The organism is Brevibacterium sediminis, assembly GCF_024895295.1.
Lineage (GTDB): Bacteria > Actinomycetota > Actinomycetes > Actinomycetales > Brevibacteriaceae > Brevibacterium > Brevibacterium sediminis.
The window spans coordinates 499,031-520,232 of the sequence record NZ_JAHQRN010000002.1; the positions used below are offsets into that span (position 1 = coordinate 499,031).

Annotated in this window: 15 protein-coding genes and 1 pseudogene; 4 read left to right on the top strand and 12 right to left on the bottom strand. The window is 53.9% G+C overall.

All coding sequences use genetic code 11. The annotated features are described in order from the left end of the window. Positions 1–55: 55 nt before the first annotated feature. From KTJ89_RS06680 to KTJ89_RS06690, 3 genes are all read left to right on the top strand, one after another. A complete protein-coding gene (locus tag KTJ89_RS06680; protein ID WP_259357154.1) occupies positions 56–745 on the top strand; it encodes a hypothetical protein in 690 nt (229 codons plus the stop codon). 268 nt (positions 746–1,013) lie between these two features. Further along, positions 1,014–1,322, top strand: coding sequence for a hypothetical protein (locus KTJ89_RS06685; RefSeq protein WP_259357155.1), 309 nt, complete (start codon positions 1,014–1,016; stop codon positions 1,320–1,322). A 44-nt stretch (positions 1,323–1,366) separates the two neighbouring features. Beyond that, on the top strand, positions 1,367–6,994 hold the full coding sequence (locus tag KTJ89_RS06690; protein WP_259357156.1) for a helicase-like domain-containing protein: 5,628 nt from the start codon (positions 1,367–1,369) through the stop codon (positions 6,992–6,994). Between the two features lie 214 nt (positions 6,995–7,208). On the opposite strand, the pseudogene KTJ89_RS19305 reads toward KTJ89_RS06690, so the two are convergent. The 5 genes and pseudogenes from KTJ89_RS19305 to KTJ89_RS06710 form a co-directional block, all read right to left on the bottom strand. Next, positions 7,209–7,298, bottom strand: a pseudogene (locus KTJ89_RS19305) (helix-turn-helix domain-containing protein); the annotation flags it as partial. 130 nt (positions 7,299–7,428) lie between these two features. After that, a complete protein-coding gene (locus tag KTJ89_RS19315) occupies positions 7,429–8,352 on the bottom strand; it encodes a phosphotransferase family protein (protein ID WP_374990253.1) in 924 nt (307 codons plus the stop codon). Further along, entirely contained in the window at positions 8,346–9,119 is a 774-nt protein-coding gene (locus tag KTJ89_RS06700; RefSeq protein WP_310650276.1) for an inositol monophosphatase family protein, read from the bottom strand. Before KTJ89_RS06700 ends, KTJ89_RS19315 begins: the two co-directional genes overlap by 7 nt. After that, positions 9,109–9,897 (bottom strand): TIM barrel protein, encoded by a 789-nt coding sequence (locus tag KTJ89_RS06705; RefSeq protein WP_259357157.1) that lies wholly within the window; start codon positions 9,895–9,897, stop codon positions 9,109–9,111. Before KTJ89_RS06705 ends, KTJ89_RS06700 begins: the two co-directional genes overlap by 11 nt. Next, positions 9,867–11,132 (bottom strand): DegT/DnrJ/EryC1/StrS family aminotransferase, encoded by a 1,266-nt coding sequence (locus KTJ89_RS06710; protein WP_259357158.1) that lies wholly within the window; start codon positions 11,130–11,132, stop codon positions 9,867–9,869. The genes KTJ89_RS06705 and KTJ89_RS06710 overlap by 31 nt, the downstream gene beginning before the upstream one ends. Before the next feature lie 271 nt (positions 11,133–11,403). Between KTJ89_RS06710 and KTJ89_RS06715 the strand changes: the two genes are divergently transcribed. Continuing rightward, a complete protein-coding gene (locus KTJ89_RS06715; protein ID WP_259357159.1) occupies positions 11,404–12,225 on the top strand; it encodes a thioesterase II family protein in 822 nt (273 codons plus the stop codon). Here the strand turns inward: KTJ89_RS06715 and KTJ89_RS06720 are convergent. The 7 genes from KTJ89_RS06720 to KTJ89_RS19325 all read right to left on the bottom strand — a co-directional run bounded on the left by KTJ89_RS06720 (position 12,222) and on the right by KTJ89_RS19325 (position 20,632). Further along, positions 12,222–13,634 (bottom strand): AMP-binding protein, encoded by a 1,413-nt coding sequence (locus tag KTJ89_RS06720; protein ID WP_259357160.1) that lies wholly within the window; start codon positions 13,632–13,634, stop codon positions 12,222–12,224. The two genes, KTJ89_RS06715 and KTJ89_RS06720, sit on opposite strands and share 4 nt — an antisense overlap. A gap of 168 nt (positions 13,635–13,802) precedes the next feature. Beyond that, the gene (locus KTJ89_RS06725; protein WP_259357161.1) at positions 13,803–15,308 is read right to left on the bottom strand and encodes a hypothetical protein; all 1,506 of its coding nucleotides are present in this window, start codon (positions 15,306–15,308) and stop codon (positions 13,803–13,805) included. Between the two features lie 112 nt (positions 15,309–15,420). Continuing rightward, positions 15,421–16,548, bottom strand: a complete 1,128-nt coding sequence (locus KTJ89_RS06730; RefSeq protein WP_259357162.1) for a 2-deoxy-scyllo-inosose synthase — start codon at positions 16,546–16,548, stop codon at positions 15,421–15,423. A 2-nt stretch (positions 16,549–16,550) separates the two neighbouring features. Continuing rightward, entirely contained in the window at positions 16,551–18,020 is a 1,470-nt protein-coding gene (locus KTJ89_RS06735; protein WP_259357163.1) for a GMC oxidoreductase, read from the bottom strand. Then, positions 18,017–19,057 (bottom strand): hypothetical protein, encoded by a 1,041-nt coding sequence (locus tag KTJ89_RS06740; protein ID WP_259357164.1) that lies wholly within the window; start codon positions 19,055–19,057, stop codon positions 18,017–18,019. The genes KTJ89_RS06735 and KTJ89_RS06740 overlap by 4 nt, the downstream gene beginning before the upstream one ends. Before the next feature lie 97 nt (positions 19,058–19,154). Then, positions 19,155–19,841: a guanitoxin biosynthesis heme-dependent pre-guanitoxin N-hydroxylase GntA gene (gene gntA / locus KTJ89_RS19320; protein ID WP_374990254.1), complete on the bottom strand. Its 687-nt coding sequence runs from the start codon at positions 19,839–19,841 to the stop codon at positions 19,155–19,157. After that, positions 19,787–20,632: an SDR family NAD(P)-dependent oxidoreductase gene (locus tag KTJ89_RS19325; protein ID WP_374990255.1), complete on the bottom strand. Its 846-nt coding sequence runs from the start codon at positions 20,630–20,632 to the stop codon at positions 19,787–19,789. Before KTJ89_RS19325 ends, gntA begins: the two co-directional genes overlap by 55 nt. Positions 20,633–21,202: the final 570 nt, after the last annotated feature.

Here is a 21,202-nt window from a genome sequence, read left to right on the forward strand (position 1 = left end):
GTTGGGACAACGAGTGGATCAGTCACCTGAGTCCCAGATTGAGTACATGGAGGACATGCAGAAGCTCCTGAGTGGTCAAGCGAAAGACGCAGAACTGGCGGCGACGAAGTTGGCCGAGCAGGCACCAGCAGAGGCGACAGTCATGGAACGCTACGCCGATGCTCTCGTTGCGGCCAAGGATCCCGTCACGGGGGGCCAGGACTGGGCTATCGTGAGACGGGCAATGCAGGCTGAACTCCCGGCTCAGACGGTCAAACAGCTTGAGGACAGTCAGAGCATGTACGTGACAAAGGCGGCGAGTCGTGAGGCGGCGTTGATGTCCTGGACACCGACGGCCGAAGCACCCCAGGTCGAGACCGCCCTGAACCGGTACTGGGAGGCCTACGAACAGCAAAATAGGGCGTGCACGATCGATCTCGGTGAGTCCGGTCAGAAGTATGACCGGTTACGGCTCGTGTCCGAGGCGTGGAGTGCAGTGTCCAACGACGCTGATCTGTCCACACGTGCGCGGACACGGTTCGAACAATCAAGTGCCCTCATGAACGAACCCGAGTCTCCGACCGGTCAGCTCGCGGCGCGAATGATGACCGTTGATCGGGCAACCGGGGTCAGCCAAACGCGAGCCTGGGACGAACACATCGGTCGTGACCGGACACCAGCAGCCACCTCGACCGGGCCAAGCCTGGACATGATGACCGGTCACTCGGTGACCGGTCAGGGGCCGGACACCGGCCTTGAACGGTGACCGCGAGGAGCACTGTGTGAGTCCGACAGGGACCGGATAGACCGAGGGCGCATCAGGCCTCCGAGGGCAAGTGCGTCCACTATTGACGTAATCGTATGTATGTTCTAATCTGTGAGGTAAGGCAGAATGGCGAAAAAAGAGTTTGACGACGCTGAGGGTCTGTTTGACCTCATTTTTTCGGATGATGCATCGGAACAACCGGTGCTTAGTGTCAAACAGGAACTCGTGTCGGAGCCACGAGCTGAGAGTGCAGGAGCAGGTGAGGAATATGGCCGAGGGCCAGAGGATTCGGGAGTACGTGGAGAGGTTCGCGCCGAGCAGGGCAGCAGCGACCCAGAACCCGACGGAACACTATTCGGCGATGTTCGACGAGTACGTGAGCCGGCGCAGCCAGGTGATCGCGGATCTGGAGCCGGAGGGCGTGCAGCCGAGCGCGGAAGAGCGGGCGAATCCGTTGCTGCTGATCGGGAAGAGTCGGGCGAATCGGCGGCAGGCCGAGGAGATCGCGTGGCAGGAGGTCGTTCTCGACCGGTATCCACCGGAAGTCGACGAGAGCGGCAGTCCACTGGACGACTGAGACTGACCGACTTCCTCGAGTCGGACAATATCGAGGTGGTGTCCGTGACCGGCGACGATGTTCGTCCGGTCACGGACACCGGTCATGACCGGACAGAGGCGGACACGACACCGGACACTGCTGGGCCGAGGTTCGTGGTTGACCGGGACAAAGAGTATGTGCCCTCGGGGCCGAAGGCACGGTTTCAGGCGAATCTGGCCGCGATTGAGCGTGTACGTGAGTTGACCGAGTCCGGTCGGACGGTGACCGGTCAGGATCATGAAGTCCTGGCCGGGTGGTCATCGTGGGGTGCCGTGGCCGATGTGTTCGACGAAGCGAAAGAGAACTGGTCGAGCGAGCGTGACCAGCTTCGGCAGGTGCTGACCGACGATGAGTGGGAAGCGGCACGGGCAACGACGCTCAACGCGCACTTCACCTCGCCTGCCATCGTGGCCGAAATGTGGTCATCGCTGGAGCGTCTGGGAGTCACCGAGGGCCGTGTCCTCGAACCAGGGTGTGGATCCGGTAACTTCATTGGCTCGGCACCAGAGTCAATGAACATGGTCGGAGTTGAACTCGACCCACTGTCAGCGCAGATCGCATCGTATCTGTATCCGCACGCCGATGTGCGCAATGAATCGTTCGGCAAGACCCTGATTCGGCCAAACCAATTCGATGCCGCGATTGCCAACGTCCCGTTCGGCAACTTTCCCGTCTTCGACCCGTCGTGGAATCCGGGCGAACGATTCTCCATCCACAATCACTTCATCCGCAAAGCCGTCGGTGGCCTCCACAACGGTGGTGTTGCGGTGATGATGACGTCGGCCTACACCATGGATGCGAAGAATCCAGCGTTCAGGGCAGAGATCGGGCGCGAGGCCGACTTCCTGGGCGCGGTGCGATTGCCGACTGGGGCACACCGCCGTACTGCGGGCACCGAAGTGGTCACCGATGTGCTCGTGTTCCGCAAACGCCTGCCCGGTGAAGAACCCACACCGGAGACTCTGCGGTGGGTGAAGACGCAGCCGACGGACCTCGGAGAGGCCGGTGCACGGCCCCTGATGAATCGGTATTTCCACGACCACCCAGAGAACATCCTGGACGAGCGGGAGGCGAGCACGTTCCGGGAATCGAAGATCAACGTGCGTGCCGAAAGCCTGGAGCAAGTACCGGAACTGCTGCGGCAACGGCTGACCGAAATCGTCGATGCAGCCAACGAACGCGGTCGCGGGTACGTGGCTCCCACGCCGGAGGTGCTGGCTGAGCGAGAGCGTGAAGCTCCCGTCGAACTGGCTGAGGGCCAATGGCCGGGAACGATCGTCGAGACAGAACCAGGTCATTTCGCGCGCGTCGTCGACGGCGAGAACGTGGACGTAAAGGTGCCGAAGAACGCCATGGCCGAGGTTCGGTCACTCATGGATCTTCGAGACCGTGCCGGTGCCCTCATCGAGGGACAGGTGGCCACTCCGGTCGATACTGAGGAACTAGTCGCACTTCGCGAAGACACACGGGCCGTGTGGGAAAAGCACGTCGCGAAGTTCGGTCCAATTAATCGGCACGGAACGAAGTGGCAGACGGTGACAGTTGACAACGACGACACCGGGGAGAAAGAAAAGATTCGGGTGCAGGTTCGGAAAGACCCGAAACCGGCACAGGTCATGCGCGATGATCCGTTGTGGTCACTGACGAAAGCCTTGGAAACCTACAACGACGAGACCGGAGAGGCGGTCGTGGCAGACATTCTGCACCAGCGCACCGTCGAGCAGAACCGGCCCCTGCTGGGTGCGGACACGGCAGAAGAAGCCCTCGGGCTGTGCCTGGACGCCAAGGGCAAGGCCGAGATCGGCAGGATCGCGAATCTGCTGGGCACAGACGAAGCCACCGCTCGCGAAGAGCTCGCCGATCTCGTGTTCGACGACCCGACCACCGGAGACCTGGCAACGCGGGCGCAATACCTGTCCGGCAACGTGCGCAGGAAACTAGCTGAGGCCGAGCGTGCGGCGGAGAACGATGACCGGTACACGGTCAACGTGGATGCATTGAAGTCGGTGATCCCGGAGGATATTCCCGTTGAGGACATCACCCCGACTATCGGGGCGGTGTGGATTCCGGCGTCCGATCATGAGGAGTTCTTGCAAGAGATCGCCGGGGACCGGTGGGCGAGTGTGCATAAGGCCGGCGCAGGCTATTGGGATGTGAAGTTCGGAGAGGCCGGTGCACGCCAGTCGGTGCAGGCCACCACGGAGTGGGGCACATCGAGAATGCCCGTCTATGACATCTACCGCCACCTGCTCATCGGTGCGGAGATTCAGGTCATGGACACGATGGAGGATAAGACCCGTGTCCTCAACCCGACCGAGACCGAGGCGGCACGAGCGAAAGCCGAGGAACTCGCCGAGCGGTTCGAGGACTGGGTGTTTGCCGATCCTGCGCGAGCCGAACGCCTCAGTGCCGATTACAACCGCCGCTTCAACACACTCGTGCCCCGTGATTACACCCCAGAGGCCGAGCGACTGACCTTCCCCGGCCTGGTCGATGACTGGGTACCGAAACCGCATCAGCGCACAGCGGTGGCGAGGATGATCGCCGAACCGGCAGTTGGCCTATTCCATGTCGTGGGTGCGGGCAAGACCGGGGCCGCTGTGATGGGGATGATGGAGCTGAAACGGCGCGGTCTGGTCACCAAGCCTGCCGTGCTGATTCCCGGCCACATGCTCGAACAGTTCACCCGCGAGTGGCAGGAGATGTACCCCAACGCGCGGCTGCTTGCTGCCGGAAGTGATGATCTGGCAGTGAAGAAAGGCAGTCTGGCTGGGCGCCGGGAATTCGTGGCCAAGGCGGCCACTGGCGACTGGGACGGCATCATCATGACGCACTCGTCGTTCAAGATGCTGGGAGTGAAACCGGAGACCGCGAAGAGCTACTTCCGTGACATCACCGCCGAGCTCGACGAAGCCAAAGCGGCCATGGAAGCGTCGACGGAGAGCGAAACGAACCGCACGGTCAAGCAGATCGAGAACGCGAAGAAGAAGCAGGAAGCCCGGTTGGAGAAGATTCTCGCCGCCGCTGACGAGACGAACCTGACGTTCGAGGCCACGGGGATTGACTACCTGACAGTTGATGAGGCCCACGAGTTCAAGAATCTGCACACGCCCACCTCGATTGCCGGTGCTTTCATCGAAGGATCCGAGAAGGCCACCGACATGGAGCTGAAGATCAGCTATCTGCGGGACACCTATGGTGAGCGGGTGGTCACGATGGCTACGGGCACCCCGATTGCCAACAGCATCAGTGAAGCCCACGTGATGACACGGTATCTGCGTCCTGATCTGTTGGAAGAGGCCGGAGTGCGCGCGTTCGACCAGTGGGGGTCAACGTTCGGTGAGACGGTGACCCGAGTCGAACGTGACGCTGCGGGTCGGTTGAAGCAGCGGACTCGGTTCGCGAAGTTCAAGAACGTCCCCGAAATGCTGGCGTCATGGCAACAGTTCGCCGATGTTAAGCGTGCCGAGGATCTGAACCTGCCGGTGCCCGAACAGGTGGTCAACTCCAATGGTGACCGCCGTCCCGAGATGGTCGTGATCCCTCGCACCGAGGCTCACGCACAGTACATGGAGTACCTCGAAGGTCGCTTGGATAAGCTGTCGGGTCGGCCAGAGAAAGGCGAGGACAACCACCTGACCGTGTACAACGACGGCAGACAGGTGGCATTGGACCCTCGCATGGTCGGTCTCGAGTTCAGCGGTGATGTGAAGCTCAACTACGTCACTCGCCGAATCGCGTCGATCTGGCGAGAGAACCGCGACAACGAATACCTGGTTCCCGGCACACCTGATGTCTCGGAGAACAAGGGTGGGCTGCAGTTGGTGTTCTGTGACTCGTCGACCCCGACCGATGATGAGTGGAATGCCTACGATCAGATGAAGTCTGATCTGGTGGCCAAGCACGGGATGGATCGGTCGCGGATCCGGTTCATCCACGAGGCGAAGGATGATGAGAAGCGGGCGAACCTGTTCCGGGATGCCCGCGAGGGCCGCGTCGACGTGCTCATCGGGTCCAGCCAGAAAATGGGCACCGGAGCCAACATCCAGAATCGTGCGGTGGCGATGCACCATGTTGATTGTCCGTGGCGACCCGACCAGCTTGAACAGCGTGAGGGACGGATACTGCGGCAGGGCAACGAGAACAGTGAAGTCCAGATCTACCGGTACGCGACGGAGAACACGTTCGACAGCACGTCCTGGGACATCATCGGGCGAAAGGCCACCGCGATCGCTCAGGTGATGCGGGGCCGGCTCGATGTCAGGGAGCTCGAAGATCCCGGCGACCTGGCCTTGGATGCGCAGCAGATGATGGCTGGATCCTCCGGAAACCCGTTACTGGTCGAACGCACCGAAGTCGATGTGACGGTGCAGAAGCTGTCGCGGCGTGCACGCGGTCATGACAAGGCGCAGGCTGCGTTGAAGTTCCGCAGGAGTTCGGCTGAGCAGCGGCTCGGGCAGATCACGCGCATCCTGCCTGCGGTCGAAGAGGCGCTGACGCGGCGAATCGACACGCAGGGTGATCGTTTCCGAGCACGGGTCGCCGGTGTCGAATATGACAATCGTGGGGATGCGTCGGAAGCGATCTACTCGCACATCAAGGGGTTCACTCGGCCCGAGGGCGGTTTGATCAATGGAGAGGGCAACCGCATCGAGATTGGTGGTTTCTTCGTCAACGTCGACTTCCGACACGACTACGCGACGGGTCGAAAAGTCCTCCTGACCTTGGAAGACACCGGGGCGCTGCCTGAATCAGTGCAGGTGGAGATCGAATTCGACGCCATACTGGATCCGCAGAGTTCAGCACCGCGGAATGTCGCGCAACTGCTGGAGAACAAGGTCACGGGCCTGGATAAGGTCAGAGACCGGCTGGTGGCGAACCAGAACGAGGCCCAGCAGACTCTAGAGGCCGCCGATGAGCAGCTGGGCAAGCCGTTCAAACATGCCGACGAGCTAGCAGAGGCCAAGGCCAAATTGACTGACATCGACGCGAAAATCAAGGAGATGCAAGAGGCTGAGGACCGCAAGAAGCGTGAGCCGGGACCAGAGGCGAATGGAAACGGAACCGAGGCCGAATACTCAGTGACGAGGGTCGCGGTGACACCGACACGATCGGGCGTGACCGTGAGCGAATCGGAGACCGTCGAGTACACAGAGACAGGGCAACGACTGTCCAGCGTGCCCGAGACGGCGACGAACGAGGCGGAATCCGAAGCGACCGCGCACCCTCAGAGTGCACGGATGGGACGGTCGCAAAGACTGGGCGACGAGGCGAAGAAGATTACGAGTCAGATCGAGGAAAGAACTGCAGCGGCGGTGGAGCGAGTGCGTCGTGAGGCCACGGATAAGCACAAGCTCTCATCTGCATTGAGTGTTTACCGGTATGAGCTGGAACGGGTGGCCAGTATGTGCTCGACCGGATTGGAAGCGTTCTCGGCCGCTGTGGATACGGCGGAAAGCTCAGCACACGAGGACGACCTGAAGGTCCACGAAGCACGATTGATCGATGCTCATGGCAAGATCAAGCAGCTCCTGGAGAATCTCAAGAGCGCTGAGGTCCAGACGGCACGGTCCCCAGGTGAGCCGGTGTCACCGGATCTTTATGCTCTGCCTGCGCCACAGCCGGCGACTGCTGTGCCCAGCGTTGAGTGAAGCTTCCGACCGAGGGGGAGAACGCGCAATATCCAGTCCCAGGGGAGGGTGTGCGACGCCCGCTTTACTACGCATCCGCTACAAATGAAGACAACTGAACGAGGGCGTCGCCATGACACAATCAAACCGGATATCGTGTGTCCAAATGCTCCTCTGCGGAGTCAGGCCGGTCCCGAAGCAGACACGTCGGGACCGGCCGACTTCGTTCGCTAAGTTATGGCCGACGCAGGAGTCGGTAAAGGGTAGAGCGGGAGATGTTGGAGTCGGCAGCTATAGCAGTGAGGCTCTGCGTTCCGCCGTCGACGACGGAAAGAACTGCTTGTTCTTGCTACGGGGTCAGCTTTGGTTCGCGCCCACCGACCCGTCCTCTGGCGCGTGCGGAGCTCAAACCAGCGTTGGTTCGTTCGATGATAAGGCCGCGTTTCGCTCATTTGTTAGCGGTCATATTCTTTCACCGCTGCAGCCAACCAACGACGCATTCTGTTCCGCATTGCGCTAGCATCGGCCTCACCAACACTTTTCTTTCTCAAACAAGTAGCATACTCGTCGACCTCGGTAAGAATCCAAGACTTCCGGTAAAACTCTTCAATCAAAAGATCTCCCAATGGAGCCGAACCAAAGTTCTTTCTCAGATGGAACCAATCTCGTTCAGCGGGTGCGAGACAAGCTCCGCCCCAGTCGACGAGTAATATTTTGCCGTCTTCCTTAAGGAAATTGGTCGCTGACGGGTCGCCGTGTGTGAGGAACAGAGACGGGGCCCGTTCGCGCAGAATAGCACCTATCCTAACGGTATCGTCCAGCAATCGAAGTAAGAACGCCCGATGATTGCTGAGGAGGTTATGGAGATCGTCGTCCGAGCTATAGTTAGCAGGGTTAACCACTCTGTCCGCCCAGGTCAAATGTTCGTATAGAGACTCCACCGCTGCAAGCTTGAAATCCTCCTTAGGAAGAACCTCTTCGACCGAACTACGATGTACAACCGCGAGCAAATCGGCTAAACACGAGGCTAAATAAGGCGATCTGACTTGGCCTATTGGAACTGCTCGTGACCAGGGATAGACAACTAGAGGTAGCCCAGACCTGGCTAGATAACTAGTGCAATTGCTATCACGATTCCGAGTGGGCGCAATAATGAAATCTATACCGCTGTCCGCGAGTTCCCTTGCCGCTGCGTAAGCAGGTGGAACATGCCCCCGAAAATCGCGCCGAACTGAAACCCACCAAAGGCTTCCAATTCGAAAGTTCCAGCTATCCTCCCCGGATGGCTGGAACTCCAACTCTCCAGCATCGATTCCGTACCAGTATTCGATGTTTTCGATAAGCTCTAACTTGCCTATCTGCTCAGGTGGAGCTAGCACGAAAAGCTCTTTTTAGCGAGCGACAACGCCCATGGATGAAGTACACCGTTACTGTAGACTCCATAACCGCTGTCCAAAGTCATTCCGCCATGAATATCTGAATAGTATCCACCAGCTTCACGGACGATGAGACTGGCAGGAGCCTGGTCCCATAGTTTCCCGCCGTCGTCGAAAAGCGCGTCGGCTCTACCCATAGCTAGGTCTTCGACCGCGAAGTCGGAAAAAAGATCCAAGCTCACGGCTGCTGAGACAAGTGTTCTCTCAGTTGATCCGCCACCTTCCAATAGGCCGACGACCCGCGCTTCCGATGAGTTTCCGATCGTGGAGACTCGCATGAGCTGCTCAACTTGTCCTCCGGCGTTGGCGCTCGTCATCAAGTGTGAACCAGACCCCTGTTTGGCCCAGATTAGCTTTCCAAGAATAGGTCGAGAAATCGCACCTAAGATTACTTTGTCGTGCTCCATAAGGGAAACGTGAGTGCCCCAGGAGGGCTCGCCGCGAATATATCGCGAGGTACCGTCTAGGGGATCAATGACCCAAGTCCGGGTAGACGAGCCTGGAATCACTCCAGCTTCTTCACTGAGTATTGAATCATCGGGCCACCTGTTGCGTATATGGAAAAGAATTATCTCATCCAAAATCAAATCCAGCGAGGTCACGGGTGATCCGTCAGGTTTGGAGCACGTATTTAATTCTCCATCCCAGGTTGACGAGTAGGCGGATGTTAACCGGACCAAGTCAATCATAAACGTGAGTTCATTCTTCATTATCAAACACCGAGTAAGCTTCGTTAAGTGCCAATATTGGATGCGCGCGCGGCACGAACTCGTGAACGATCCAGCCGCCGTAATCGATTGCCTTCAGCAAGGAGGCGATCCATCGATAGTTAATCTCCTGCCCTAGCCCAATCTCGCCACGTCCGGGAACACCTGCGGTGTGAACGTGGCCGAGGATATCCGAGCAGCTTCTAATGCGATTAGTAACATCGCCTTGCATGATTTGAACATGGTAAACATCAAACAGAAGATTAACGTGACTTGAACCTGTACCTCTGATTACTTCTTCCGCGAATTCTACAGTATCGCATTGATGCCCTGGGTGATCGTACCTAGAATTGAGAGGTTCCAAGAGAACAGAAACGTTAGACTCTTCGGCGTGATGACTAACTGCCAAAACTGTGTTGATCATAGTTTCAATTGCCACGGTCCTAGGTATCCCGTTACGTAGCCCAGAAGCTATTGTTACAGCATTGATTCCATTCTCGTGAGCTAAGTCGATTGACGTGCGAAGTTGATCGAGAATCGTGGCGCTTTCCAACGGATTGTTTAGCCCATAGTCGATGGAAGGATGTCCATCAATAGTCAACACTTCGAATCCGATTTCCTTGGCACTTTTCCATAGTCGCTGCGGAAGAAAGTCTATTCCGCGCATCCCGACTTCCCACGCTCGCTCGAGTAGACTGTGCTCATCGATCAGGTCACTATCGAAAGACCACCATGCGAACCCTTGAGATATCACGCGCACTCCCGAAGTCGATCCTGGCATACGGCAATCTTATGCAATGCCACGATAATCGAATTAAGGGCGTCATCATCAGCCAGCAGAACACTGTGATGTAATAGAATGGATGAGTTTCTAACCGATTCTGAGTTCGGCAATTCGAATCGACTAAGGTCCCACTGATCGTGATTTCCCCAAAGTCGCTGGGGGTCCAATAGGGGGTTCTGATTTAGCGGGATATAGGTCGCGTGTGACTGCATGCCCAGCTCGGCAGAGAGCGCTTTACATACGGCTTCTATATCAATTCCAGACCAAGCGGACTGGCGCAACTTAATCACGTAATGATAGTAGCCGCGTACTCTATTTTGGGGATAGGGGATTACAGGTTGAAAGAACTCGGACAAGCGCGTCCTGAGTTCACCATCGAGAAAACTTGCGGCCGCACGTCTCTTATTATCCATTTCCTCAAGGTTACTCAGGCCATTTAAGAGTATAGTCGCCTGTATCTCTGATAAATGCATGTTCCAACCTTGGACTTCGTCGTGTTCGGACAAAGCCGGATAGCCTACTGCCGGCGGATCCGACGGATATGCTCTACCATCTCCTCTGTACATCTCTGCGCGTTTGTATACTTCATCGGACGAAGTGACGAAGAGTCCGCCTTCCCCAGATGTGAGCGCTTTGCCTTGCTGTGTGCTGAACGCCCCGGCGATACCGATCGAGCCCGCGGGTCTATCATTCCATCTGGCACCGTAGGCTTGTGCACAATCCTCGATGAGTAAAATATTGTGTCTTTGGCAGATTTCTTCAAGGGCGTCCATGTCGGCCATCGTCGAATATAGATGGACTACGACCACTGCCCGCGTTCTATCTGTAATTGCTTGTACCACAGCGCTCGAAGAGATGCAGAGATTCTCTTGTTCCACATCCGCAAGAACTGGTATGGCACCTATCCTGGCGATCGCTGACGCTGTCGCAACCCAAGACAGTCCTGGGAGAATCACTTCATCGCCAGGTCGTACGCCAGTCGACAGCAGACTAATCATAAGCGCGCTCGAACCGTGGTCCACGGGCAGGCCATATTTAGCGCCGCAGTATTCAGCAAATTTTCTCCCAAGGCGGAGGTCGACCGGCTCTGCTCCCGTCCATTGCCCGCTCACCGCCCAACGCCCCGACTCAAGGGTTTCGGTTATATCGGTAATGAGATTTCTTTGAGCTTTCGGCCACTCGGGCCAAGCGCTAGTCCACACGGGAGGACCACCATCAATGGCTAGTCTCATATCGTTGTTGCCCTTCTGTACAACTCTGTACTTGGCGAACTTGAAACTACTTTTGGGAATCTAAGCATGGGTGCCCTGTAAAGTCAACCAAGCCGCTACAGGACGAACACGAATGTCAGGAAACGACACATCGTAGTCTATGCAAAGGCTATTCGGGGCAGATCTTGCTACTGTAACTGCGATGGTCACGCAGATATTTCTTAGTATGATCGCAACGCGGGCGTATCGGTACGCGAAATCCGTGTAGACTTACCTACATTAAAATCGAAAAATGAGTCGTTCTGCACAGGAATCCGCTACGCGTACAGTATTATTATTCACCGTATACAGACTATTAATCATCAACCTTCGGGCGAGAGTCAAACCATGGGAGAGTTGCATCAAGATGAATGCCAAAGCAGCCCTTAAGTCCATTACGCAATCGATGCCTACATCAACCAAAACCAATATAGTCGTTTTTCCCCACGCCGGCGGCAGTGTGAGTTTATCGTATTTAATCTCGAAAGGTGACTCATCATTCAATGTGATTCATGTGGACTATGCTGAACTGACTGGCGGGGATGCGACTGACACCCTGCGAAATCTCGCGGAGGCGCTAAACGAAGATTTAGACGCTCCTGCCGTCTTGTTTGGTCATAGCCTTGGTGCTTACATTATTTCAATGCTTATTAAATGGCTAGACAGTGAAAGAGTATTAGGAGTGATAGTTTCAGGAGCTACTGCTCCCTCCGAGAGAAAAAACGAGCGTCCGACGAGTATTTCGGAAGCAGTTTCCCAATCAGAAGGCATAGAGAATTTCACTGAGAGCGACCTCGAGTATTTTCATAGAAAGATCGCGCAAGATTCTCAGCTCATGGAGCCGTTCGATAGAGTTCTTGATGAAGCACAACTACCGTATAAGGTACCTGGCTTCCTGCTCGCTGGCGACACCGATAGAATATCCCCTAGCTGGACGATGGCCGCATGGTCCCGCGTATTCAATCCAATTGCGGGAATGTCAGTCGTGCCTGGTGGGCATGATTTTCCTGCGGTATCTAGTGAGTTTCAATCTGCAGTGGTCGAAATGGTTTTAAAACTGGAAAATGAGTTCTAGAAGCCAGAATGATGTTCACGTAACAATTCGCGGCATTTGTCGAGGTCGTATTTTCCATTGTTCGTCATTGGGATTGTTGCCACTCGAATCAATAGGCTGGGAACTTCGTGGAGGGGTAGGATGGAAGCGAGAGACTTCTGAATGTAACGACGGTCAAAGGTTTCGTGAGACTCCATAGCGAGAACAGCTCCTATCGGTAGGCCGTGAGTATTCTCTGTCGCTTGTAGCACAACCGCATCGTACACATTTGGGAGAGCGCATAGTGCCGTGACGATACCGTTTATCTCGACTCGTCTTCCTGCTACCTTAATCTGGTTATCCCTTCTTCCTATGAAATACAGATCGCCTTCAATCTCCTCGACTATGTCGCCGGTACCGAACCATCTTGTACCTGCGACTTCCTTAAAAGCCGAGTTGTCCGCGTTGATATACCCGAATGCAACGTTGGCGCCACCAATCAACAATTCACCCCGGGCGTTTGAGCCAAAATATGTTGATTCTGGTACTATTTTATAACTGATGTGAGGTAGCGGACGCCCGATGGGTGGCAGACGCTGCTTGTGACTGTATCGGTCCAGCACTGCGACAGTCGACATTACAGTTCCTTCTGCCGGGCCGTATCCATTAGCGAATACAAATGGTAACGACTCTGTCGGCCAAGCGCGTAACGTATCGCCACCAGAGAGTAGAGTCGAAGGACTGAAGTTTCCATCCCAAGACTGATCGAACAGGCCTGGTGCCAGCGCTGTTGGAACGAAGGCGTCCTTGATTCTATTCTCACAGAGGTACTGTTTGTGTTCGGTTGGTTCTAGTATCGAGTGCATGGTGGTCGGCACTAGCGTGCAACCATAAGCAAGGGCTGGCCAGATCTCGTAAACGCTCGCGTCAAAAGCTAGGTCTGCAACCTGCCCCACGCGGTCGCCAGGTTGCAGACTAGCAAACCGAGCCCGCCATGCAGCGAGTCTAGACAGACCCTCGTGGCCTATCGCGATTCCTTTGGGGTTTCCGGTGGAGCCTGACGTGAATATGACATACGCGGTCCCTGCAGGAAGGATTTCTGTGGCTCTCTCGTCGTTGAACGAGACTGTACCGTTCGTATCAACAGTCGCGGCGGAAATAGAGCTTATATACCTGCGTTGCGTGGCGGGAGATGTAGGTGAGACAGCAACATAGGCGCAGTTGCATTTCCATGCCGCGAGCATCATCGTCACAAAATCTGTTAGAGAATTACCTATTAAAGCGATCAGAGAGTTTGGCTGTATGCCGTGTGCTATAAATGATTCGGCTAAAAGACTGCTCTGCGAGTCCAATCCGAGGTAAGTGATTCTAGATTCTCTATCGTCAATTGCTAAGCACGTAGAATGAATAGCCGCGTGCTTCTGGAATGACTGTAGAATTGAGTTAGGCATTGGGGAGCTCCTGTATTGCGTAGAAGGTACAGCAACTTGAGAACGTCGGAGGTATAGAGGAGGTCTTTGATATTCGCTATTGAACAGTTCAGTTTCGGCGAATGAACACCTGAGAAAGCGTTTTAGCTGAATACTGTCGCATCAGTTAAATCTCACACGGCCGGACAGCTACATCGCGAAGTTGCCGTGTAAAGCGTCGAGAAGTTGAACCGCTGATTGAAGTAGATGGCCCTGTAGAGAAGTGCCCGAGGAGTGGTCAGCTGCTGTCTGGTCTACTGACTGCACAAGTTTGTGGTAGTTAGCTACTTGAAATGCTTCAGCGACAACGACCGATCGCTGAAACTTGACCGGGTCATAGCTACAATGCAACTTCAGACTTTCGCAAACTTGCTGCTTTAAAACTGGAGACTTCAGGGTACGAACCAGCGACACCAGATCGACGCAGGATGGGGCAAACGCTATATCCGTAAAGTCGTGAATCACGAAACCTTGCCTGACGGAAGCGATGTTCGACGCTGTCAAATCGCCGTGAACTAGTGTCTCCTCGAGTTCTGACTCAGCTTCAACTATGCTGCAGATCTCCGCTGAGTGACGTTGTAAACGCTGCCCAAGTTCATCAGGTAGCCAACTATGCAAATCTAGTAACTCCTGGAAGATATTATCGATGTCACTGAGTGGACGGCGAAGCGAAATATCGTCGAAGCTTCCGGATTGCAGTGCTGCCCGTATTTCAGATTGATATGTCGACACAGTGTCGGCTAACGATAGCTTTGGCGGATTCGACGTCGAATAGTCGCGCATAGCAAACCAATTGGTGCCGTGTAATACGACGACGGGCACGTACCGCTTTAAACGTGTTGGCAACCTTCCTAGGAATTCTGGCTCAGACGGGAACGCTGAATGGTTCATCTTGATCCACAGCAGTCCCAAGGTGGAGTTCACCGTATTGAGACTGGAGACCGAGCAGTGACGCTGGAATATCAGCGGTCCTGTCCTGCTGTGGCCAATTTGTTCGAGCTGCCGATCTAGTTCTCCCAGTAGCGAGTAAGTCCATCCAGCCTGTTGCCAAGAGGACTTGGATGTTGTTGTAGGACTAGGGGGTGCGATCTCGGCAAAATCGAAGTCTACAAGCGAATTGACTCTGAGGGGCTCGACGTCAATTCCCAGGACACTATGGACATGGGCGGAAGTGCGATTGGGCTTTCTACCATCGGCAGCAAACGAAAGATGTTTCCACTCTTTAGCAGGTGAGTTCTGTTGAGAGGCAAGGATGCGAACTATCGGGGTTGCCGACCTCAATCGCTTCACTACGATTACGACGGTCGACCAAGGAAATCGTCGATAAGGCGACCGATGATTCGGTTCATACCAGGTTTGCGTGAGGGCGATATCTGGACGTTCGCTGCCTAAACGGTTAAGCCGCCACTCTACCAGTCTAGCTACCAAATCACAATTTCGCCCCAGAATAGTTATTGCGATGTTTGGTGTATTCGTTTGCCATTGCCGAATATGCTGTTCAAGTTCGCCGATGCATTCGGCACCCTTTCCGATAAGAAAGAGATGTTCCTCGTAATGTGTCTCTTCATCGGAGTCAGCTGTCAGCGTCTTAAACAGTCTTGACACATACGCCTTTTGATTTTCGAGTACGCTCAGAGCGTCTTCATGATATTCCATTGAAGCCTCCAAAGATTATGGAAATAGCTTACAGAATGCAACGTTACGCAAGAAGAATAATTGTCGTGCATTCAAACGCGCGCTGCGTTCCCAGCGGTTATAGTGAATTATTCTAGGCGCTTATTTCCAATAGAGTCTCGCGAACTAGATCCAATGGTACACCGACGAGTGGAACATCGTCAGTGAATACAGGGACTCCAATATCACGAAGTAAGACCATTGGGATATCATTCGGGTCTACGTCTATTATCCCCCGTTTGTTGTCTTTGAGTACGTACTTTAAAACCGTATCGGGCAGTATGCCTGATGGCAGTCGAGTTGGGGCACCAATCTGGGAAATGAGCTTCTCGTGTAATCTGACATCCGCAACAGAGAGATAGCCAAGTTTTGACGAAATCATAGCGGCAGAGACCATGCCGATTGCCACGCATTCGCCGTGAGTCAGGGACTGGCCTCTTCCTTCTCTCCGGAGACAATGTTCGATACCGTGGCCGACTGTATGCCCGTATTCTAAAGCAAGTGCCTCTTTCTGTTCGTTGGGGTCGTTTAGCATAACTTTCGATTTTGCCTTTATGCAACCGTCAAGCATGCTTCTGAACTCGACCGCCTCACTGGGGAGGCCACTTTTACTGATATACGTTAGTTGTTCTGCGTCAATCGCCAGAGCATTTTTTAGGGCCTCGCACATTCCTGCTCGAATTTCACGTTCGCCTTGTGTGAAGAAGCAATCAACGTCTACCAATATAGCGGTCGGTGCATAATAAGTTCCGATCTGATTTTTCCCCCAATTGCTGTTCACTGCCTGTTTCAATGAAAGTACAGAATCAGTTGCAGCAGCTAGGTTGGTTGGAACATGGAAGAGAGGTAGTCCTCGATACAGCAGCGCTGCCAACATGCCTGCCAAGTTTCCTGGAACCCCGCCCCCAAAAGACACGATCGCGCTCTGTTTTGTTAGGCCGCCCTCGATTGCCGTGTTCAGGTGCGCATCTAGGATCTCCATTGTCTTCATTGATTCGCCTGGTTCCCCAGTAAGGAGCACAGTCGGTATTAAACGCTGAAGAGCATCCAGTAGTCGGGGCAAGTTCCGAATGACAGTATTGTCGGTGACAATGGCCAGGCGATCGACCCCAAAGGATGTGATATAGCGGGCGAAATCTTCAGGACAAGAGGATCCTATATACAACGGGATTTCCGTGTCTCCAGGAGTGAACTTTGCAGTTTGTATTGTCTGATTCTTCATGGTTAGTTTTGCCTATCATGTGAGGATCCAGTGCCCCCGACCCGCTGAGAAATAGTAGTGGCCAACCTTCGGGCAAGTGCAATAGTAGTCAAAGTAGGATTAGCAGCCCCAGTGCGAGGAAATACACTTGGTCCGACGGCGTATAAGCCCTTCACCGACCTGAACTCTAGATCTTGATCGACTACCTCTCCTATTGCAAGGCTTCCGCTCTCATGATCTTCTGTGCCAAGAAAGTTCGACCAAGTCAATGGGGTGTTCTCTGAGATACGAGAGAGAGTTCCGTCGATAAGAGCAGAGTTACCAGTTGACTGTAGTTCGTAGGGTGCAAAGTCAAGTGGATGTGGCGCTATCCCAATGGTTTTGCAGATTTCACTCCACATGGCTGAAAGATGCCTTCTCTGATGTTGAATTAGGCTCTTGTCCGCCGAGCTGAGGCTTGCGGCGACAACAGGTGTCCCGGATCCGTCGAGAGTAATCGTATTGGTTGTCAAACGCTGTTGCTCGCCGGTTAGTTTTATATCTAAGTATAAAGGCGACTCTTCGCGCGCTCGTTTAAGTTCAACAAATATATTAGAACGGACGGGTTCCGGTAGGAAGGCGACCCATGATCCGGTGGGAATCAAAGTGCCCAAGGCGTTTGCCTTATCGCGATCCAGTTTCACCCAGAACCCTTGCACGATATGGTCCGCTATGCCGACGGCAGTGTCGTCAACTAGGATCTCAGAATCAATCGCGAGTTTCGCACTAGGTATAGTTCCTGCAGCTAGAACGACAGTAGAAGATCTGTAGTATTCATATTGGCCGTCTTTGTTAACAGTCTGGACTCCCTGGATCTGTCCATCGCGAGCATCCAGTTTTAGTACCTCTCTGTTTAGTCTAAAATTCGACTGCCCTGGCATTCCTGGAGATTCCCCGGATACAGGGTGTCTCCAATGATCGAGTGGAGAGTACGCAAACCAATGACTATCGTCAATATCAGTTATTGCTTTCGGCGTTTCTCCAAATACAAGTCCAAATGCCTCTATACAGCGCCCGCGTCGGGACGGTAGCTGTTGTACTAGCTCCGATTGAATCTCTCCGTAGAGACCGCCGTCTCTTTGGTTGCCACATAGCTCTGCGACGAGGGCAGGTGGCCAGTCTCTTAGCGCCCAACGTTCAATTGGAAGTACCACACCTGACCAGTACAGCGACCGCCCTCCCAGGAGGCTGCGTTCACCTGAACCGTAGTCATAGTGTGGGGGGTGCCCGGAATTCCACGACTGGCGGTAGGCCGGGTCAGTTTTGTAGTTTAGCCATATATTGGCTGCCTCTGTGTCGTTCATCGTCACGTTATTGTGTAAGTTCCGGCCATTGGAACTGCCTTTTTCGAGAACGATGACGTCAGACACGCCTAGCCAAGATAGAGATTTAGCTAATTCTAAACCAGCGAAACCGCCTCCTACTATTATTGGTACGGATGCAAACTTGCTCATTGGTATGTCTCCAGTCTTCCGCTTCTACGAATGTCGAGAGAGACGCAATGGAAGGATCCTCCTAGCGTGCGCGAATGTGTGAGTCTTTGAGGTATAGTTTCGACGCCTTTTGCCTCGAGTAGTGCGATCAATTCTGTCTGTCTATCATCAATAATGACCCTGCCGGGCGAAACGACCAGCAGATTCATGCCGATCCAAGTGGAACTGTATGGCTGCTTCGATACATATCCCGTGTCTTGCAGCGGAGGACACCATATATGGTCCCATTTCCGAAGGAATGTTGGCATGTTTTCCATGGTCACTCGTTCTGGATTCAGCAAGACCAACCCGGGTCGGATCGGTACTATTGTTGAATCGATATGAGTGGAGGCATACATGTTTCGACAAGGGTGTATTGTGTACTTTTCGCCTAGCATCAGGCGTAGCCATTCGAGCCCTTTTTCGTTGCCACTATCTGATACTAGATAGAGTATATCGGTACCGAGCTTGAGGACATTTGCGGCGTCAAATGCGGGTTCTTCATTGAGGAGGCGTTCACCGGGAGGGTTTGTCTCTTTGTAGAATTCGTCTAGGAGACGTGGTTTAGGGGCCGAGAACCATCTTGACCCGTTCTCCATAAGCTCGATTAGCATACTTCTATATGCATTCGGCTCCAAATATCGTGAACGCAGAACCATGGGGGTTTCTATGATAGAATTACCGATGGTAAGTAGGACGTCTCTGGGACAGTAGTCATAAAACCCGTCTGTTGCCCAGTCGGTGGTTGAGAACATCTTGGACGTGTCGCGCGGCTCGGGCCTGCGTACCTTGATTCCTAACTGTTTCAGAGTCCGCGCGAGGTCATCAAGCTCCGTTTCTGTTGTTTCAACCACTTCGGGGGAATAGGGTCCTGTTGGAACGTTGGATCTGTGTCCGTAGTTCGAGAACTCTACGGCAAACAGATCGTCGCCGACTTGCGGCACCTGAGCACCTCGCATGGTACCAATTACTACTTCTTCGAGCGGATCCCACTCATTGTGTGTACTTACAAAGCTCATTTCGATCCGTCCGTTTCTGATATTAGTTTTGTTTACGGGGCAGATTGGGGTTGATGCTTCAGCCTTAGACGCGTCAACTTAAAAGGAGTGGTAACTATTATTGATGGGGCGGCGTCCACTCTGGATCGTTTTGTCGTCCGGAGAATTGTGCTCGACGCGGGAGTTCCGAGCTTGGGTTTTCATATCCGCTCAACCGCGCGTCTCTTTTCCTTATTTGGGTCTTCATGCGTTCGAATCGTCCATTAGGAACTAGGGGAGCGACATGCGAGAGCGCGTTGAATACTAGAGTAGGCACGGCAAATTGTCGGGCAGGTCTTGATGCTAGAGGGTGCATGCCAACAACAAAAAAGTGTCGACCGTCGAATATGAATCCGATGTCGTCAGGTTCATCTATCGTCTGTGAGCTGTTCGAAGGTGAGTCTTGGTCGTATTCGCATAAAGCTGCTAGAAAGGCCCAAAGTTCTGATTCGAACTCCTCTTCATTTTGGTGATATGAAAAGGCGAAACTAGCCGCGAAAACAGCCACTGGATGACTGAGTCTCGACCTCGAATTATTGAATGACTTCAAACTCCGGGCACACGATTTGGCGGCTGATACTTCTGTCAACGAAGTATAGGTTTCGTGTAAATAGTCGCCACGTCTGACAGCTCCCGCGGCTCCCACACATGGAAACGCTGGATCAGTTATCATATCTGCCCAGATGTCGTGTATGTATTGTTGTAACTCTTTTACCATGGGAGTCCTCCCAGTACCTTCTGAACTAGCTGCTCCGAAGCCGACCATAGAAGAGCTCTTCGTGATTCGTCGTTAACTTCATCTGCGACTATCGCTGGCTCTCTGTTTGCATAATAGAGCGCACTCGGTTCAGCACCTTCTGAACTAAAGGCGAGCCACTCTAGCGTTCCAATTGCCTTGGTAGGCGACTCGTACCGGATGAACTCAAAGGGTTTGGTAAAACGAACATATCTTGCTTCGCGATTGATGTTCGTTCGGATATCCCCTGGGTGGAATGCGGTGGATGGTATCCTCAAACGTTGGTTGACTTCGGCTGAGAACATAATGTTTGCTCGTTTGGATCTACCGTATGCGTCAGCGGGAGTCCACCCTTCACGTAATAGTAGATCGTCCTCGAGGGTAGGTCCGTCGAAGTGAGAAGAGGACGCGGTAACTATCAATCTACCGTTCGCTTTGCGAACAATTGGTGCGAGGATGTTAACTAGAAGAAAGTGAGATAGATGGTTGACCGCGAACGTCGTTTCAAGTCCCTCGCAGGTCGCTCGCCTCGTCGCCGGCTGAACCCCCGCATTCGCAATTATGACATCAGGGACCACATTGTTTCGTTTTAGGGATTCGCATAAGCGCACAGTATCGTGAAGGCTGGACTGATCGGTCTGTAGAACTAGGTGATTCTCACTGCCGTGACGGCCTGCGTTACGTAACGCGCGTTCCAACGAATCCAATTTTGATTGGGACCGGCCGACACCGATTATTCTATGTCCCTTACGTGCGAATTGTAGAGCTGCTGCTCTGCCGATTCCTGAAGAGGCACCTGTAATCAATATTTGCTGGTACATCCCGCCTCCTTGCCAACTGTCGCGTCGTTGCGAAGTTGTCTAGTCGTAGAGCGCCGTCGTTGGCGTACTTGTTTAATCTATCAGTTCGTAATCGCAATCGGAACGGCAGTGAGGATTCGTCAATGTCGATGCTGGCTGTACTGACGGTAGACTACTGTAGTTCAACGATACAGCTGTGCTATACTCTAGGATCCGGGTCCGGCTTTGTCACCGATCTGTTGGTCAGTTTTCGATAACAAGGACTCTCGGTAGGTGGGAGCGGTGTTTCGCCTGCGAGTGACCGATTGGACCCGAGATCTTGTCACGCGGCCTTGGCATTCGCTGGTAAAGTGAAGACACAAGTTGGGTGACTCTGTCTACGTAGGTGCTTGATCCATAGTAGAGACAGTGCTTGTGCGGCGTACCGAAGCTGTTGTTGGTATGACGGAGTAGCTTCCGGGGTCAGAGTAAGCTGTCCGCGGAGATATTCGAATGCTTAGTGTGGGTCTATATTGCGTAGTTTTGATTGAAGTGCCAATTACGGCTGTTGGTAAGTGACTTCGCGCTGATCCCGAAGCATAGTGCTGCCGG

Bases quoted from the DNA above. Each gene is read 5' to 3' on its own strand.
- KTJ89_RS06680 (WP_259357154.1), top strand. From the start codon at position 56: ATGCAGAAGCTCCTGAGTGGTCAAGCGAAAGACGCAGAACTGGCGGCG.
- KTJ89_RS06735 (WP_259357163.1), bottom strand. From the start codon at position 18,020: ATGAGCAAGTTTGCATCCGTACCAATAATAGTAGGAGGCGGTTTCGCT.
- KTJ89_RS19325 (WP_374990255.1), bottom strand. From the start codon at position 20,632: ATGTACCAGCAAATATTGATTACAGGTGCCTCTTCAGGAATCGGCAGA.
- gntA (WP_374990254.1), bottom strand. From the start codon at position 19,841: ATGGTCGGCTTCGGAGCAGCTAGTTCAGAAGGTACTGGGAGGACTCCC.
- KTJ89_RS06720 (WP_259357160.1), bottom strand. From the start codon at position 13,634: ATGCCTAACTCAATTCTACAGTCATTCCAGAAGCACGCGGCTATTCAT.
- KTJ89_RS06725 (WP_259357161.1), bottom strand. From the start codon at position 15,308: ATGGAATATCATGAAGACGCTCTGAGCGTACTCGAAAATCAAAAGGCG.
- KTJ89_RS06705 (WP_259357157.1), bottom strand. From the start codon at position 9,897: ATGCCAGGATCGACTTCGGGAGTGCGCGTGATATCTCAAGGGTTCGCA.
- KTJ89_RS06710 (WP_259357158.1), bottom strand. From the start codon at position 11,132: ATGAGACTAGCCATTGATGGTGGTCCTCCCGTGTGGACTAGCGCTTGG.
- KTJ89_RS06715 (WP_259357159.1), top strand. From the start codon at position 11,404: ATGAGTCGTTCTGCACAGGAATCCGCTACGCGTACAGTATTATTATTC.
- KTJ89_RS06685 (WP_259357155.1), top strand. From the start codon at position 1,014: ATGGCCGAGGGCCAGAGGATTCGGGAGTACGTGGAGAGGTTCGCGCCG.
- KTJ89_RS06730 (WP_259357162.1), bottom strand. From the start codon at position 16,548: ATGAAGAATCAGACAATACAAACTGCAAAGTTCACTCCTGGAGACACG.
- KTJ89_RS06700 (WP_310650276.1), bottom strand. From the start codon at position 9,119: ATGAAGAATGAACTCACGTTTATGATTGACTTGGTCCGGTTAACATCC.
- KTJ89_RS06740 (WP_259357164.1), bottom strand. From the start codon at position 19,057: ATGAGCTTTGTAAGTACACACAATGAGTGGGATCCGCTCGAAGAAGTA.